This is a genomic window from Microcystis ichthyoblabe FBCC-A1114 (assembly GCF_050500245.1).
In the GTDB taxonomy this organism is placed as follows: domain Bacteria; phylum Cyanobacteriota; class Cyanobacteriia; order Cyanobacteriales; family Microcystaceae; genus Microcystis; species Microcystis ichthyoblabe_A.
On sequence record NZ_CP191408.1, the window covers coordinates 4,262,704 to 4,278,899 of the forward strand.

The window sequence follows — 16,196 nt, forward strand, 5'->3', positions numbered from 1 at the left end:
TATTTTACCACCTATTTAGTATTCGCCGTAACCCACCATCAGTTATCAGTTATCAGTTATCAGTTATCAGTTATCAGATGTGAGTTAGCGTAGGGTGGGTTAGGCGACAATAATTTAGATATTTTACCACCTATTTAGTATTCGCCGTAACCCACCATCAGTTATCAGTTATCAGTTATCAGATGTGAGTTTTAAGTGGACAGTCTTAAGTAGGAAATTGCCGTTTTCTTTTCGCTGATTGCTGTTTTTTACTTTTTCCTTGATCAAGATGTTTCAAGAAAAGATGTTTCAAGATCGGATAGCAATTTTAGGGACTATGCACGGAAAAGAGCGGGTGATTGCACCGATTTTAGCGCAAGAAATAGGCCTTAAGGTGATTGTACCCGATAATTTTAATACCGATCGCTTTGGCACTTTTACCCGGGATATTAAGCGCATCGGGACACAAATTGAAACCGCTCGCAGGAAGGCACAACAAGCGATCGAGCTTTCGGGATACGATATCGGAATTGCTAGTGAGGGTAGTTTTTATCCCTATCCTAACTTGCCGTTAGTTTCCTGTAATCGTGAATTGATTTTATTACTCGATCAAGTCCATAATCTAGAAATAATTGGTCAAGCAATAGTCACGGAAACTAATCACGCTCACCAAACTGTCACTAATCTAGCAGCTGCTTTAGAATTTGCCGAAAAAATAGGGTTTCCTAGTCATGGTTTAGTGGTGATGTTTGATAAAAATTCTCTCGACTCCGAGCAGATTTTTAAGGGAATTACTGACCAGAAAAATTTCGTTAAAATTGTTGAAGATATTCTTGACAAAAACGGCAAAGTACACCTAGAAACCGATATGCGCGCTATGCACAATCCCACGCGGATGAAAGCAATTGCAGCTGCGACAGCAAATCTTGTTCAAAAACTTAATCAATTATGCCCTAATTGTGGTTGTCCGGGGTTTGATATTATCGAAAGAACATCGGGTTTACCCTGTGGTTTATGTCACTTTCCCACCTCTTTAATTAAACTGGAACTATACGGTTGTCAAAGGTGTGATTATCGAGAGGAAAAACTCTTTCCCAACGGTGAAAAAACCGCCGATCCGATGTATTGTCAATATTGTAATCCCTAAAGATAGCTTTTCTATGGAAAGAATTTTAGAACCAGAAGTAATGGATGATCGGGAAGAAGTGATCGAATATGATGCCATGGACTTCACGGAAGTTAATACTAATTTCGCCAAAGAAGCCGTACAATTAGCCGGTATTAATGCTAGGGTCTTAGATGTAGGAACTGGTACTGCACGCATTCCGATTATACTCAGTCAACTACGTCCCCAATGGCAAATTATCGCTATTGATCTGGCCGATTCTATGTTAGAAATTGGTCAAAAAAATATCCTTAATGCTAACTGTCAAGAACAGATCAAATTGGAGAAAGTTGATGGAAAAAATCTTCCCTACCAATCCGAGCAATTTGATTTAGTTATTTCTAATAGTTTAATCCATCATCTCGAAAATCCTCTGCCTTTTTTACGGGAAATTAAGCGAGTTTTAAAACCGAATGGTGGCATTTTTTTAAGAGATTTATTCCGTCCTGATTCCGAGGAAATAATCCAGGGGATGGTGAGGGAAATCGATCCTAATTTTTCTCCCCGACAAGCGCAACTATTTAAAGATTCTCTCCATGCAGCTTTTACCCTAGCAGAAATCGCCGATTTAATCCAGCAGTCGGGATTAAAAAATGTTAAAATTTATCAGTCTTCTAATCGTCATTGGACAGCCATAAAAACCAGTAAAAACTAATCACTAAATCAGGGAAAAATTGAGTTATGAAAGTTGGATTTTTGGGAACAGGATTAATGGGAACGCCAATGGTAGAAAGATTATTAAATCAGAAAATTTCTGTTATTGCCTATAATCGCACCTTAGAAAAATTAGCACCTTTACAGCAGTTGGGAGCCAAAACAGTTAACTCTCCTGAACAAGTCATTCAAGAGGCAGATTGTCTGATTTTAATGTTAACTAATGCCGCCGCTATCCAAGAGGTTTTAGGATTAAATTACGAGCAATCTAACTTCAATAATCGGACTATTATCCAGATGGGAACCATTGCCCCTTCTGAAAGTAAACAACTGCGAGATCAAATTGTGGCTAAAGGGGGAGAATATCTAGAAGCACCCGTGTTAGGAAGTATTCCCGAAGCTAAAAATGGCACTCTCTTAGTTATGGTGGGAGCAACGGAGAAACAGTTCCATCAATGGTCAAATTTATTAGCACATTTTGGTCAAAAACCGATGTTAATCGGGGAAGTGGGAACCGCTGCGGCATTAAAATTAGCTTTAAATCAATTAATTGCCACTCTAACCAGTGCTTTTGCTTTGAGTTTAGCTTTTTTATCCCAGCAAGGAGTAGATCTAGAAAAATTCATGACTATCCTGCGTCAAAGTGCCTTATATGCGCCTACTTTTGACAAAAAATTAACCAGAATGTTAGAGAAAAATTATGCTAACCCTAACTTTCCCACTAAACATTTACTCAAAGATGTCAATCTCTTTTTAGAGGAATCGGAGAAGTTAGATTTAACCACTTTTCCCCTAACAGGAGTAGAGCGTCTTCTGGAAAAAGCTTTAGCAATGGGATTAGCAGAGGAAGATTATTCAGCTTTATATGAGGCGCTGAAAAAAGAATTATAAACCGCGTGGCAACATCAAAACGACTCTCTTTGGTTTGTCTAGTCGGACAACTGATAGGAGAAAAACTGGTAAAAGGCTTTAAATTTTCCTTAAGCTTTGTTGAGGTAGCCGGAAGAGGGGGTTAGAGTGGGAAGTGATGGAATTTTGGGCATATTTTCCTATGACGTTGACTGAATTTGGATTATTAGCGGGTTTACTTGTCCCCGGTATCCTGCTCTCGATTTTGGTGATGGTGAGTTTTGCCAAAGGGGGTTAAAAACTGATAGAGACACCGATGAAAGTGTCTCTATCTTTTTGGGGTGAGGATTAATCTATTTTTGGTTTTTTGCCCAATTTAATTGATTCTGTAGCTAACAAAATTGATTCTAAATGATGGCGCTTCTCCACTTGACCGAGGAAATAACCTGTCATCATCGCTGAAGCGAGAAGATTCGCCAAATTCTCGCGGTCAGTGGTAATTTGTACCGCAAAATCCTCTGAGGGCAACATTCCCACCAATCCCCTGACGTTTTGCGAGATAATATCTTTAATTTCGCTACTGACGGATTGGGCTATTCTCTCAAGGGTTTCAGGATGCTGCTGCTGGAGATACTGCATCAGACAGTTATCATTTTGTTCTTCGGTTTCCCAGGGAAAAAAATCAGGATTAAAAGTCATCAGAACTTCCACGCTGTAGTGGTTATTGGATCTAGGTTAACAAATCGCTCTTCTTGATTGCCCGAAGTCCCCCCTATCTTCTTCAAGTTTAGCTCAGTGATCAGAAATATTTACCCTTAATATACCCTCTCCCTCCTTATTCCTGATCGGTAGCTTCTAGAATACCCTGTTCCCTAAGATTGTCAACCTCGAAATATTGATGAAATTTATCGGTTACTTCTAACCAATAGGATCTACCTTCATTTTGCTTGCGTTTTCTCACAAATCCTCGTTCTACCAAGTCCTGAACCTGTTGATAGGCCGTACTGCCTCGTAAATTAATTAAATCCGCTTGCAAAATCGGTTCTTTCAGTGCGATCGCTGCTAAAGTACGGAGGGTTCCTGTGCCTAATTCGGCCGGGATCAGGTCTTCGATCAAATTCTGATAAGCTGACCGCAATTGTAAACTATAACCGAGGGGGGTTTCCACCACTTCCAAGGCACTATCCCGGTGGGCATAATCGGACATTAACTCGATCATAGCATCTTCCACCGTCAAGCGATCGCTGTTGGTTAATGTCACCATCTCGGTTAAGGGGACAGGCTGCCCTTTTAGGTAAAGTATCGCTTCTAGACGGGTAGCTAGTCTGATCTCTTGGTGGGCTTCCGCGCTCAATCTCGACTACCTAAGTTTAGACACTAAGCTAATATTCTACTAGAAAACGAACGAGAAAATTATGGAAACTTTTTGGAGTCAGGTTTTAGACTTTTGTTATCAGGCTACCGAGCAGGTGGGCGATCGCCTAGTAGCTGATTTTGGCAAATTACAGGCCACCAATAAAGCAGACGGGACTTTAGTGACGGCTGCCGACCGTTGGTCCGATGGCGAATTGCGATCATTAATTGCCCGCACTTTCCAGGATCATGGAGTCTTAACCGAGGAAACTACCCATATTTTCCCGGATCAAGAATGGTGTTGGGTAGTGGATCCAATCGACGGCACGACTAATTTTACTCGCGGTATTCCCATCTGGGGCATTTCCCTAGGACTTCTCTACCGGGGGACTCCTGTGTTCGGATTTGTTTATCTCCCCTGCCTGAAACAGTCCTATTATGGTTATTGGTACGGTGAGACGGGTTTAACCGGTCCAGAGGGGGCCTACTGCAACGGTCAACCGATTCACACCAGCGACGATTTTCCCAGCAAAAATCATCTGTTTAATCTCTGCGCTCGTAGTACAGGTGTATTAAAAAAACCCTTTCCCTGCAAAGTGCGGATGATAGGAGTGGCTAGTTATAATCTGCTTTTGGTTGCCGATGGCACTGTCTTGGGAGGAGTGGAAGCAACCCCAAAAGTCTGGGATATTGCTGCGGTTTGGGCAATTCTACAGGCCGCCGGCGGGGTATTTATCTCTTTAGGAGAAAAGATTTTTCCCTTACAGGTGGGGGAAAATTATAGTGATCGATCCTATCCCTGTTTAGCCGTGGCTCGATCGAATTTAGCGCCGGTTTTCTTGCCTTTAGTCGGTTTTCTCAAGGATGTTGCTTGAATGGAGAATTGCTCAGGTTAGAATAGCTGCATTTATTGGTTTTATCTCTATTTAGGGCTGGCTGAATAAATCTAAAAACCTTGTTGGATAATATCTTTAAGCTTGTTTGAAATCAAAAACTGCCAGCCCTTGGATTGATCAGGGGGGAAATTTAGGCACTTTTTGCCTGAAAATTAGGTAATTGACCCCCTGAAAATCGGTAAAACCCTACACTCCACACCCTACACCCCACACCCTGCCCCCACGAATTTATTTCATGAGTTTTGATACTTCCTCTCTCAGCGAACGCAACGATAAAGCCGAAGTCTATCAGCCGGTAATTATTCGCCTCGAAAATGTGTCTAAAATCTACGGCAGTGGCGAAACCATAGTTAAAGCCCTCAATAACATCAATTTAAGCCTAAAAAAAGGGGAATATTGCGCTATTATGGGGGCATCGGGTTCGGGAAAATCCACGGTCATGAATATTATCGGCTGTCTTGATCGTCCCACCTCGGGGTCCTATTATCTAGAAAATCTGGACGTTTCCACGCTGCCGGATGGGGATTTAGCTCAGATTCGCAATCGTAAAATCGGCTTTGTTTTCCAGCAATTCCATCTTTTACCCCAGATGAGTGCGCTAGAAAATGTCATGTTACCGATGATTTATGGTGGGGTTCCTCCCCAAGAAAGAAAGGAAAGAGCGATCGCTGCTTTAACGAGGGTAAAATTAGATAATCGACTGCACAATAAACCCAATCAATTATCGGGGGGACAACAGCAGCGCGTCGCTATTGCTAGGGCAATTGTCAATCAACCCATATTATTACTTGCTGATGAACCGACGGGGGCCCTAGACTCGAAAACGACCCAAGAGGTGATGGCTATTTTCTCGGAATTGAATAACAGTGGCATTACTATCGTCATGGTAACTCACGAGGCTGATGTGGCGCGTCACTCTCAGCGCATTATTTGGTTTAAGGATGGTGAAGTGGTTTATCCTAATCTCGCACCGACGGATTTACACGAGGTGATTGGGTAGGGTAGGGATTTTTCAGTTATCAGTGAAAAGAAAACGGCAACTTCCTAATTAGATATCTGTTAGGGATTGGGAAGAAAACCAAAAAGTTTAGCTGCCCCTCCTAAAATGGCAACAACCAAAGCGATTAGAATCCCTCGATTGGTAAATTCCTGATTAGCGACTCTTGCAGTTAATCCTTTAATTTCTGTGGTTAGTCGCTCATCTAGGGCTTTAATCTCCCCTTTTAACTCCGATTGTCCTATCTCTAGCTTGTTAACATCTCTTTGTAGAGAGTCTATTTTCCCCTCAATCCTTGTCAGAACAGCTTCTAGGGAATAAGTCACGGTTTCGTTAGACATGAGCTAAACTCCTATATTTTGCTATGTTGCAATCGCCTTATTTATGGGTTGCCACTGAGTAGAGAAAATCTGATGCTGACGGTGATTATTGCCCCGATACCGGCACTAATTCCCCCAACAATCAGAGGTAAAATTAACCCCCGAAATCCCTGTAAGTCAGAAACAGACTTAACTAAAACAGATTGCTCGTTTTCTACTTTCTCTAATCTTTTATCGATGCCCTCAATCTTAAAGCCTAAGGCTTTAATCTCCCCTTTTAACTCCGATTGTCCTATTTCTACTTTGGTTAATCGTTCATCGATTTTGTCTATTTTTCCCTCAATCCTTGTCAGAACAGCTTCTAGGGAATAAGTCACGGTTTCGTTAGACATTGGCTAGACTCCTATATTTTGCTATGTTGCGATTGCGCTATTTAGGGGTTGCCACCGAGGAGAGAAAATCTGATGCTGACGGTGATTATTGCCCCGATACCAGCACTAATTCCCCCAACAATCAGAGGTAAAATTAACCCCCGAAATCCCTGTAAGTCAGAAACAGACTTAACTAAAACAGATTGCTCGTTTTCTACTTTCTCTAATCTTTTATCGATGCCCTCAATCTTAAAGCCTAAGGCTTTAATCTCCCCTTTTAACTCCGATTGTCCTATTTCTACTTTGGTTAATCGTTCATCGATTTTGTCGAATTTTTGATTAACATCCCTTTGTAGAGAGTCTATTTTTCCCTCAATCCTTGTTAGAACAGCTTCTAGGGAATAAGTCACGGTTTCGTTAGACATGGGCTAAACTCCTATATTTTGCTATGTTGCGGTCTCGCGTAGCGAGCGCGTTGCGACCGCCTAATCTTCTTTGGGCGCGATTGCTCCAGTGGGGACTAATTCTAATAATTCTCCAGGCTGTACTCAGTAGCGATCGCATTAAAATAATCACACAATCAATTAAAAGTATAATAATACTAAATCCATTGAGTACAGGCTAGTTATGAGGAGAGGCACTCATGCAATAGGCAATAGGCAAAAGGGAGAATAAATAATCATTCTTTAATAACTGGATTTAATATTAGTAAAAATTATCAATTGAATGTTAAGAAGTGCGGAAATTGGGATTTAATACTGCTCACTTAAAACTCAAATCTGATAACTGGTAACTGGTAACTGGTAACTGGTAACTGGTAACTGATAACTGATAACTGATAAATCCTTAGATTTCGGGTGCTTTTAGGGAATAAAGGGAGAAACTAGCGGTTTTTGCCTTGGCCTGTTGCACTAAACTGGGGACGGAATTACGCGCTAGGGCGGTTAATTTATTGGTGGTAGCATCGTAAATTGTCGTCGCCACTTTGGGATAGAGTCCAATGCCGATAATTGGCACTAATAGAGAAGCGATGATAAAGACTTCCCGGGGTTCCGCATCCACTAGGGCATGGTGTTCTTCTAATTCCTTATTTTCCGGCCCATAGAGAATTTCTCGCAACATGGACAAGAGATAAATCGGGGTGAGAATGACACCGATAGCCGCTAAAAAGACGATAATGACGCGGAAAGTGGGACTATAGGCATCACTGGTGGCAAAACCGATAAATACCATTAATTCCGCCACAAAACCGCTCATCCCGGGCAAAGCCAGGGAAGCGAGGGAACAGGTGGTCCACATGGCAAAAACTTTCTTCATTTTCTTGCCGACACCGCCCATCTCGTCTAACATCAGGGTATGGGTGCGATCGTAGGTACAACCGACCATAAAGAATAAACTCGCCCCAATCAGTCCATGGGAAATCATCTGTAACATCGCCCCACTTGTGCCAATATCGGTAAAGGAAGCCATGCCAATCAGGACAAATCCCATGTGAGAGATGGAGGAATAGGCAATTTTGCGCTTAAGATTGCGTTGGGCAAAGGAAGTTAAGGCGGCGTAGATAATATTAACTACCCCTAAAATCACTAAAACGGGGGCGAAAACGGCGTGAGCATCGGGTAACATCCCCATATTCATCCGTAAGAGCGCATAACCACCCATTTTAAGCAAAATTCCCGCTAGTAACATATGGGCAGGGGCAGTGGCTTCGCCGTGGGCATCCGGTAGCCAAGTATGAAGAGGGAAGATGGGCAGTTTTACCCCGTAGGCAATCAGAAAACCAGCGTAGAGGAATAATTGCAGTTTCAGGGGGAAATCCTTGCCGGCAATAGTCACCATGTCAAAGGAGACGGTATCGCCATAAAAAGCCATCGTCAGCGCCGCTACAAGGATGAAGAGAGAGCCTCCGGCGGTGTAAAGGATAAATTTGGTGGCCGCGTAGAGACGGCGTTTACCGCCCCAAATAGAGAGGATCAGATAGACGGGGACTAATTCTAATTCCCAGACGAGGAAGAACAGTAACAAATCCTGTACGGCAAACACTGCAATCTGTCCCCCGTACATCAACAGCATCAGGAAGTAGAATAGTTTCGGTTTAAAAGTCACCGGCCAAGCCGCTAAGATAGCTAGAGTGGTAATAAATCCCGTTAAGATAATCAGAGGCATGGAGAGGCCATCGGCTCCTAATGACCATCTTAGGTCAATTTCGGGCAACCATTGGTAACTTTCCACTAATTGCAGATTGGGATTAGCGAAATCGTAACTGCTATAGAAAGCGTAGATAATTAGGGCAAAGTCGATTAATCCCACCGTCAGAGCAAACCATCTCACGGTTTTACCGTCTTTATCGGGAATTATGGGAACCAATAAAGCGGCGACGATAGGAAAAAGGATGATGACAGTTAACCAAGGAAAGTTCGTTAGATTCATCGGCTGTTTTAATATTTATTTAATCGTCAGAATCGAGAAATTAAGCTAGGGCTTTTTGGCGGTTTTACCTAGCAAAACCGCCTTTTTTTCGCTTGTTCTCGCGGTTACATTTGACTGTACCTAAATCAATCTAGCAATTATTTTCCTGTCCTTGTCTGTTAATATTGTTAAGTTTCAAGAGACTTCTGGCCTAATTAGGGTTTGCTAAAAAAGTTTTTCGGTGGGGGCAGGGTGTGGGGTGTGGGGTGTAGGGTTTTATACCATTAACCCATCCTACAAATAATTGTGCCTCCCTACTTAATCGGGCAAATCAAAGAGAACCCCCGTCATATAACGCTCTGCCCATTCCCAACCGAAGGCTTTTTCTAGTACACGACGAGTTTTATCGTTTTTTTGCTGTTGACTACAATAATCCCGTTGTCCCTGTAAATAAATGCGCGCTTCTTCCCCGGAAAGAGGCTGACTTTCCTTAGCACATTTGCAGTGAATTGTCAAGAAATCTGTTACTCTTTGTAAAAATTGTCGTTCCTCGGCGGCGGTTTCGGGACGAATAAACAGACAATATTGGGAGAAAATATGACCCCAAGGGGGCAAATCACGAGCTTGAGCGAAATTAGCCGCAGGTAAAGCCGCTAAAGCCTCATTATAGGCACTAGAGAGAGTTTTATCGCCACTGGTGGGAGAAAGATCCACAATAGCGGCACTGATTCCCGCTTTGCCGGAGACTATATCACATCCAAACATCGGCAGCGGATATTCTGGACGGGGGAACATGACACAGTGGAGAATATCCAAACCATTGCCCAGTTTAGCCAGTTCTAGGTGCATTTTGCGGAACTGGGGAGTTTGATAGCAGCGATTCTCGATAATCAATTTTTCCCCTTCTAAACGTCCCTCCACATAGCCTAAACCTTCCGGCAACTCAAAGGGCGACAAATCAAGATAATTTTCCCACTGGGACAAAATTGCTGTGGCTAATTGTCCAATCAGGGGATGAAGCAACGGTAAAATTTCAGGGTTGGTAACGGCTATCATAGGTCAGTTATCAGTAATCAGTTATCAGTTATCAGTTATCAGTCATCAGTTGTCAGTTATCAGTCATCAGTTATCAGTCATCAGCTTTTTTCTCCCTATTTGCCTATTTCCCTATTTCCCCATCTCCTTATCTCCCCATCTCCTTATCTCCCCTCTCCCTATTTCCCTATTTCCCTATTTCCCTATCACCCTATTTCCCTATCACCCTATCTCCCTATCTCCCTATCTCCCTATCTCCTGACATCTAAAATCCACTTTACCCCATGGAGCGATCGAGATTAGAACTGGGAAACATAAAATTAACTTTTTGATCCTTCTCCCAATTTAGCCTATGGTTAGCAGCGCTGCTCGTCCAAGACCTTCCTTAAAAACCCTCTGGCAAAAGATAGAATCTTTTCCCCTACCAGAAACCGAGGAATCGATTATTTTAAGAATTCTGGTGCAAGCTTTAGTAATCGTCGGTATTATCGCCACGGATGTGGCTACCGATAGTTATACCAGTATTTGGGCTGTTCCTCTCAGTATTATCGGCGGAATCTGGAGTTGGCGACGCAGGAAAAAGCGCAATATCGGGGCAAAATTTTGTATAGCGATCGGAATGTTGGTAGTTTTGGCGCTATTCTTGGGTGATATCGTTGCGATGCAGGATAGTCGTATTGCTCTAACACAATTACTAATTCAACTGCAAATTCTCCATAGTTTTGACCTGCCCCGACGCAAAGATTTAGGGTATTCTATGGTAATCGGTTTAATTCTCTTGGGAGTCGCCGGGACAATCTCCCAAACCCTCGCTTTTGCGCCTTGGTTAATCCTATTTCTGTTTTTATCCCTACCTACCCTAGTTTTAGACTATCGTTCTCGTTTAGGTTTAGATAATCTCAATCAGAGTCTCCCTTTCTTCCCAAGGAAACCCCCGCGTCTAGCCACAAAAAAATTAGTTTCCCCGCAAAATTCCCCCCTTTCTCCCAAACGTTTCGGGATTTTCTTTCTGACAATTCTCCTCTTGGGATTGACAATTTTTGCTCTGATGCCGCGTTTTCCGGGTTATCAAATTCAATCTTTTCCCGTCAATAGTCCCGAAGGTATGGAAAATCAGGGTTTTGAACAGGGAGACAGACAAATCGTTAACCCCGGCTATGTGCGCGAGGGTGAAACGGGGAAGGGTGGCGTAAATGGCGGTAATAGTCCCACTACAGGGTCAGGACAGCTAGATACTACCTTTTATTACGGTTTTAACAGCCAAATTAACCAAAATTTGCGGGGAAGTATGACTCCCCAGACAGTCATGCGGGTACATTCTCAAGCCCCCGGATTCTGGCGCGCCATGGCCTTTGATCGCTATACTGGTCAAGGGTGGCAAATCTCGCGAGATCAAGAATTAGAGGATTTAAATCGCAGTAGTTGGTCCTATCGCTTTTTTGTGCCGCTACCCGCAACCCAAGCCAAAACCCATCAGGTAGTCCAAACCTACAGCATTGTCTCCAGTTTACCGAATATTATCCCTGCTCTTACTTCGCCCCAGGTTCTCTTTTTTCCCACTCGACAGGTATCTCTGGACCGAGAAAATAGCTTAAGGTCGCCGGGAAGATTAGCAGAACGGCTAACTTATACTGTAATCTCACAAGTGCCGGAACGCAATCGCAGCCAATTGCGATCGGCCTCAGAAACCTACCCTAAGTCTATTCTCAAGTATTATTTACAAATTCCTGCCGAAATTGCCCCGAAAGTCCGCCGAAAAACCGAGGAATTGCTGGCCAAATCTCCCAAACCCTTAACCTCTCCCTACGAGAAGGCCCTATATTTGGCCCAAGCATTGAAGCAAAACTACGAATTAAAAACCGATTTGCCCTTTTTAGCCGAAAATGAGGATTTAGTCTCGGCCTTTTTGTTTCGTTTTCAGGGGGGTTACGCCGATCATTTTTCCACCGTGTTAACGATTATGTTACGCTCGATCGGTATTCCTGCCCGATTAGCCACCGGTTTTGCCCCTGGCCAGTTTAATCCTTTCACTGGCTTTTATGTTGTCCAAAATACGGACGCTTACGCCATCACAGAGGTGTTTTTCCCGGGTTACGGTTGGTACACTTTCGATCCTATCCCAGGCCACGAATTAATTCCCCCATCCTTTGAGGAAGCGGAACCTTTTAGCGTCCTCAAGCAATTTTGGCAATGGGTAGCCGGATGGTTGCCTTCCCCAGTCACGGGTTTTCTCGGTCTGATTTGGGAAAATGTTATCGTTACTATCGGTAAGTTATTGGCCTGGTTATGGCGCTTTATTTCTGGCAGTCTTTTCGGGGGAATTCTCGGTGGTTTAGTCGGGGTCGTCTTCGCTTACGCTGGTTGGTTAGGATGGCGACAGTTCCATCGTTGGCGTAGGAGTCGCAAGTTAGCAAAACTACCACCAATCGAGCGTTTATACCAGCAAATGTTAGGAATCTTAACAGAAGCCGGTTATGGCAAACATCCCGCTCAAACCCCTTTAGAATACGCCACCGCCGCCCGCCGCGTCCAACCGCCGCCAGTGGCGAATATTATCGAGGAGATTGCTCGCGCCTACGTTGATTGGCGTTATGGCGGTAAATCGGCTAATATCGAGAGATTACGCCAACGTTTTCGAGAATTTGTCAAGCTAGTGAAAAAGTGAGCTTGAGAGCAGTTATCTTAATGGTGAGGTAGGAAGTTTTCGTTTTGGGGAGTCGATCGCCGGTCGTCCATAGCAAATTAGGTTACACTTCATCTTGATGAGAAAGGCTATAAACAAGACTATGTTAAGAAATGTAACCAAGGCCGAAACCCTTACTGTTGCCTTGTCTGCACAGTTAACTTTATTTTTGTCCGACTACCGATAATTCTCAGCCAGTAATTTATAAGCAGATCAATGTCATCTTGTCAAGTATTTGAACAATCAATTCAGATTAAAGCTAGTGCCACGACGGTGGAGCGTTGTATCACGGATTTAGAGTTAATGCGTCGTTGGTTGAATCCGGTGTTAGTTTGTGAACCTATCGGCGATTGGAAGACCGATATCGGTGGTAGAAGTCGTTTTTTGATTCAAATTCCCCTAATTCAGCCAACGCTAAAAAGTACGGTGATTGAGAGGGAACCGGGGTTAATTGTCTGGCAATTTGAAGGATTTTTTCGCGGATGCGATCGCTGGGAATGTCAACCCAATGATGACGGCACTTGTTTAATCAATCGTTTTGAGTTTGCGATTCCTAATCCGGTTGTGGGGTGGGGATTCCAGCAATTCGCCGCCAAATGGACTAAAAAGGATATGGAAGCGCAATTAAGAAGATTAAAACGAGTAGCTGAGGAAATTTATCTACTTTCAGCAACAAGTTAAGCTGATGGGGTGGTAAGCGGGGGGTTTTGGGGATGGGAGAATACCCTCACCCCCAACAGCTAACCCCCGATCCCTAATCGATCGAGATCGACTGGGGACTGTTGCCGTTATCCTGATTATTGTCGTTAAAACTGACTAATCCCTGCTGTTCTAACCATTTTTTGAGGGGATCGTCCGAAAGTTTCAAGCGCAGTAATCCAGAGGCAAAACCACCGAAAAAAGCGATCGGTTGTTGAATCAGTTCTTTAACAACGGGTTGTAATTCATCGAGAAACATCTTATTCTATCTCCTGATATTGTCACACCTATCAATGTTAAGTTAATTGAAGTGATTCTGTAAGACTAGCATGACTGAAACTCCCAACACGGTGAAAAAATCTTTCCGGCTAACCCCGTTTATTTTTCTAGGAATACTGCTCATCTGGCTAGGAATTAGGTTAATCGCTCCCGATAGCGTCAGTTTATTCGCCGGTACTCGTCCCGATTATTTGGGAGTCAGGGAGGGTAAACTGGCCCCTTGTCCAGTCACTCCTAATTGTGTTAGTAGTCAGAGTCAGGATCAGGCTCATGCGATCGAACCCCTTAGTTATCAGGGTAGCGGTGAAAAAGCGATCGAGCAATTAGCTAAAATTATCGCCTCCCAACCGAGAACTAAAATTATTAACCAAGATAGTAACTATCTCTACGCCGAATTTAGCAGTCAATGGATGGGATTTGTCGATGATCTAGAATTTTCTCTTAATCCTAGCAAAAATGCGATCGATGTTCGCTCGGCCTCCCGGTTAGGAGAATCGGATTTAAATGTCAATCGAGAACGAGTGGAAACCCTGAGAAAACTCTTTTCAGTGATCAGTAAACAGTAAACAGTGAAAAGTAATCGGGTGCATCTCAATTTTGTAGAAATATCTATACTACATTTGGGCGCACGCGATGCGCCCCTACCATTGGTGCGATAATATTATTATTGTAGGGGCGAATTGCATTCGCCCTCTTTAAATGACTTCTGCTGCTCACCTATATGTCAGAGAAAGTCACCAATAGGAGATGCATCCAATCAGTAATCAGTAATCAGTAAACGGTGAAATGACTCAGAGAATACTGACTCGGAGAATAATATAAGAAAAATTATGTTTCGTCCCCAACCGATACCAGCAAAAGCAGGACAGGAATCCGTCTGGGATTATCCTCGTCCCCCGCGCCTAGAATTATCGCCTAAACACCTAAAAATCATCTTTAATGGGGTGATAATTGCCGATACTAAAAGCAGTTATCGAGTTCTAGAAACCAGTCATCCTCCAGTTTATTATCTACCGCCCCAAGATATTAAAATGGAATACCTGCAAGCCACAGCAGAAAAGTCTTTTTGTGAGTGGAAAGGTCTAGCTGGATATTACAATATCACCGTTGGGGATCAACAGGCAATTAACGCCGCTTGGTATTATCCGGACCCGACACCAGAGTTTCAGGCAATTAAGAATTATCTGGCTTTTTATCCCGCCAAAATGACCGCTTGTTATGCCGACGGGGAATTAGTACAACCGCAACCGGGCAACTTTTACGGGGGATGGATAACCTCCGATGTGGTTGGTCCATTTAAAGGCGTTCCCAATAGTTGGGGCTGGTAATCACGTTAAGTCCTTTGGGCATTATGCTACTTGTCAGAAGGGGCAAAAGGCAAAAGGCAAAAGGCAAAAGGCAAAAGGCAAAAGGCAAAAGGCAGCTACTGGCCAAAATTAATTAATTTTCTCCCCAAAACCCCACACCCCACACCCCACACCCTACACCCCACATCCCCTTAACTCCTAGTTTCTACTTTTTACGAGAAATTATGACTATATCCCAACCCGATCTAGAACCCACTTGGATGACGATTATTCGCCTCTTGCGCTGGGATAAACCCGCCGGTAGGTTAATTTTGATGATTCCCGCTTTATGGGCGGTATTTTTGGCGGCAGACGGGGTGCCACCGCTACCCTTGATCGGGGTGATCGTTTTGGGAACTTTGGCCACTAGCGCCGCCGGCTGTGTGGTTAACGATCTTTGGGATCGGGATATAGATCCACAGGTCGATCGCACTCGTAACCGTCCTTTAGCGGCCAGAGCTTTATCGATCAAGGTTGGTTTGATTATCGCTCTAATTGCTTTCTTTTGTGCCGCAATTTTAGCTTTATATCTCAATTTCCTGAGTTTTTGCCTATGTGTGGCCGCCGTTCCCCTGATTATCTGCTATCCTCTCGCCAAGCGTTTTTTTCCTGTACCCCAATTGGTTCTTTCTCTCGCTTGGGGTTTTGCGGTTTTAATCTGTTGGAGTGCCGTCACCGGGTCGTTAGATAGTAATACATTTATATTATGGGGAGCGGTGATTTTTTGGACATTGGCATTTGATACAATTTATGCTCTGTCCGATCGAGAGGATGATCTCAAGGTTGGTATTAACTCTAGTGCCATATTTTTCGGCAAATACGCCCCGGAAGCCGTGGGGGTCTTTTTTGCCATAACAGTAGGTTTATTGGCTTGGGAGGGGCAAAAAATGCAGTTATCAGCCTCTTTTTGGCTAGGGTTGGGTCTAGCGGCGATCGCTTGGTTGCGTCAATACTGGTTGTTACGTCAATCGGATTTACCCAAACCAGTTTATGGTCAAATGTTCGGTCAAAATGTTTGGGTCGGTTTTATTTTATTAGCGGCTATGATTGCGGGGAGTTATTTTTAAATAAGTAAATCGAGTAATTTTTGACTCTTTCGGTCTTCCCAAGCGTTTTTTAAGCTCGATCACTATAAAATCAAGTTAGTAAATTACCGCCCCT

General features: G+C 43.4%; 18 protein-coding genes. 10 read left to right on the top strand and 8 right to left on the bottom strand.

The genetic code is table 11. The annotated features are described in order from the left end of the window. The first annotated feature begins 268 nt into the window (after window positions 1–268). Genes ACQY1Y_RS20745 through ACQY1Y_RS20755 form a run of 3 tightly spaced genes read left to right on the top strand, consistent with a single transcriptional unit; the run spans window position 269 to window position 2,689 of the window. Window positions 269–1,126 carry a DUF6671 family protein gene (locus tag ACQY1Y_RS20745; protein ID WP_430013484.1) on the top strand — a complete coding sequence of 286 codons (858 nt, stop codon included), beginning with the start codon at window positions 269–271 and terminating at the stop codon, window positions 1,124–1,126. A gap of 13 nt (window positions 1,127–1,139) precedes the next feature. After that, a complete protein-coding gene (locus ACQY1Y_RS20750; protein ID WP_430013485.1) occupies window positions 1,140–1,799 on the top strand; it encodes a class I SAM-dependent methyltransferase in 660 nt (219 codons plus the stop codon). A 26-nt stretch (window positions 1,800–1,825) separates the two neighbouring features. Continuing rightward, a complete protein-coding gene (locus ACQY1Y_RS20755; RefSeq protein ID WP_271939023.1) occupies window positions 1,826–2,689 on the top strand; it encodes an NAD(P)-dependent oxidoreductase in 864 nt (287 codons plus the stop codon). Window positions 2,690–2,995: 306 nt separating this feature from the next. Here ACQY1Y_RS20755 and ACQY1Y_RS20760 read toward each other — a convergent pair whose 3' ends face one another. Together ACQY1Y_RS20760 and scpB are read right to left on the bottom strand one after the other, a co-directional pair. Further along, on the bottom strand, window positions 2,996–3,346 hold the full coding sequence (locus ACQY1Y_RS20760) for a DUF760 domain-containing protein (protein ID WP_002735620.1): 351 nt from the start codon (window positions 3,344–3,346) through the stop codon (window positions 2,996–2,998). Between the two features lie 136 nt (window positions 3,347–3,482). Further along, window positions 3,483–4,001 carry an SMC-Scp complex subunit ScpB gene (scpB, locus tag ACQY1Y_RS20765; RefSeq protein WP_002737651.1) on the bottom strand — a complete coding sequence of 173 codons (519 nt, stop codon included), beginning with the start codon at window positions 3,999–4,001 and terminating at the stop codon, window positions 3,483–3,485. Window positions 4,002–4,062: 61 nt separating this feature from the next. Here scpB and ACQY1Y_RS20770 point away from each other — a divergent pair, with 61 nt between their 5' ends. Both ACQY1Y_RS20770 and ACQY1Y_RS20775 read left to right on the top strand, forming a co-directional pair. Beyond that, the gene (locus ACQY1Y_RS20770) at window positions 4,063–4,875 is read left to right on the top strand and encodes an inositol monophosphatase family protein (RefSeq protein WP_430013486.1); all 813 of its coding nucleotides are present in this window, start codon (window positions 4,063–4,065) and stop codon (window positions 4,873–4,875) included. Window positions 4,876–5,131: 256 nt separating this feature from the next. After that, a complete protein-coding gene (locus ACQY1Y_RS20775; RefSeq protein WP_430013487.1) occupies window positions 5,132–5,896 on the top strand; it encodes an ABC transporter ATP-binding protein in 765 nt (254 codons plus the stop codon). Window positions 5,897–5,955: 59 nt separating this feature from the next. Here ACQY1Y_RS20775 and ACQY1Y_RS20780 read toward each other — a convergent pair whose 3' ends face one another. From ACQY1Y_RS20780 to ACQY1Y_RS20800, 5 genes are all read right to left on the bottom strand, one after another. Next, on the bottom strand, window positions 5,956–6,234 hold the full coding sequence (locus ACQY1Y_RS20780) for a hypothetical protein (RefSeq protein ID WP_002735949.1): 279 nt from the start codon (window positions 6,232–6,234) through the stop codon (window positions 5,956–5,958). A gap of 41 nt (window positions 6,235–6,275) precedes the next feature. Further along, window positions 6,276–6,605, bottom strand: coding sequence for a hypothetical protein (locus tag ACQY1Y_RS20785; RefSeq protein ID WP_069475451.1), 330 nt, complete (start codon window positions 6,603–6,605; stop codon window positions 6,276–6,278). A gap of 41 nt (window positions 6,606–6,646) precedes the next feature. Further along, window positions 6,647–7,009 carry a DUF4164 family protein gene (locus ACQY1Y_RS20790; RefSeq protein WP_002736814.1) on the bottom strand — a complete coding sequence of 121 codons (363 nt, stop codon included), beginning with the start codon at window positions 7,007–7,009 and terminating at the stop codon, window positions 6,647–6,649. 421 nt (window positions 7,010–7,430) lie between these two features. Next, entirely contained in the window at window positions 7,431–9,014 is a 1,584-nt protein-coding gene (ndhD1, locus tag ACQY1Y_RS20795) for a photosynthetic/respiratory NAD(P)H-quinone oxidoreductase subunit D1 (protein WP_072923547.1), read from the bottom strand. A gap of 297 nt (window positions 9,015–9,311) precedes the next feature. Beyond that, complete coding sequence (locus tag ACQY1Y_RS20800; protein WP_430013488.1) at window positions 9,312–10,049, bottom strand: phycocyanobilin:ferredoxin oxidoreductase; 738 nt, start codon at window positions 10,047–10,049, stop codon at window positions 9,312–9,314. A gap of 331 nt (window positions 10,050–10,380) precedes the next feature. On the opposite strand from ACQY1Y_RS20800, the gene ACQY1Y_RS20805 reads away from it, so the two are divergent. Together ACQY1Y_RS20805 and ACQY1Y_RS20810 are read left to right on the top strand one after the other, a co-directional pair. Next, on the top strand, window positions 10,381–12,693 hold the full coding sequence (locus tag ACQY1Y_RS20805) for a transglutaminase TgpA family protein (protein ID WP_430013489.1): 2,313 nt from the start codon (window positions 10,381–10,383) through the stop codon (window positions 12,691–12,693). Window positions 12,694–12,927: 234 nt separating this feature from the next. After that, window positions 12,928–13,392, top strand: a complete 465-nt coding sequence (locus tag ACQY1Y_RS20810) for an SRPBCC family protein (RefSeq protein ID WP_002736419.1) — start codon at window positions 12,928–12,930, stop codon at window positions 13,390–13,392. A 73-nt stretch (window positions 13,393–13,465) separates the two neighbouring features. On the opposite strand, the gene ACQY1Y_RS20815 is transcribed toward ACQY1Y_RS20810, so the two are convergent. Then, window positions 13,466–13,669: a hypothetical protein gene (locus ACQY1Y_RS20815; RefSeq protein ID WP_002737727.1), complete on the bottom strand. Its 204-nt coding sequence runs from the start codon at window positions 13,667–13,669 to the stop codon at window positions 13,466–13,468. A gap of 70 nt (window positions 13,670–13,739) precedes the next feature. Between ACQY1Y_RS20815 and ACQY1Y_RS20820 the strand changes: the two genes are divergently transcribed. From ACQY1Y_RS20820 to ACQY1Y_RS20830, 3 genes are all read left to right on the top strand, one after another. Then, a complete protein-coding gene (locus ACQY1Y_RS20820; RefSeq protein WP_002778574.1) occupies window positions 13,740–14,255 on the top strand; it encodes a DUF1499 domain-containing protein in 516 nt (171 codons plus the stop codon). A 264-nt stretch (window positions 14,256–14,519) separates the two neighbouring features. Then, a complete protein-coding gene (locus ACQY1Y_RS20825; RefSeq protein ID WP_004163102.1) occupies window positions 14,520–15,017 on the top strand; it encodes a DUF427 domain-containing protein in 498 nt (165 codons plus the stop codon). Window positions 15,018–15,220: 203 nt separating this feature from the next. After that, window positions 15,221–16,102, top strand: coding sequence for a 4-hydroxybenzoate solanesyltransferase (locus ACQY1Y_RS20830; protein WP_430013490.1), 882 nt, complete (start codon window positions 15,221–15,223; stop codon window positions 16,100–16,102). The last annotated feature ends 94 nt before the right edge of the window (window positions 16,103–16,196 follow it).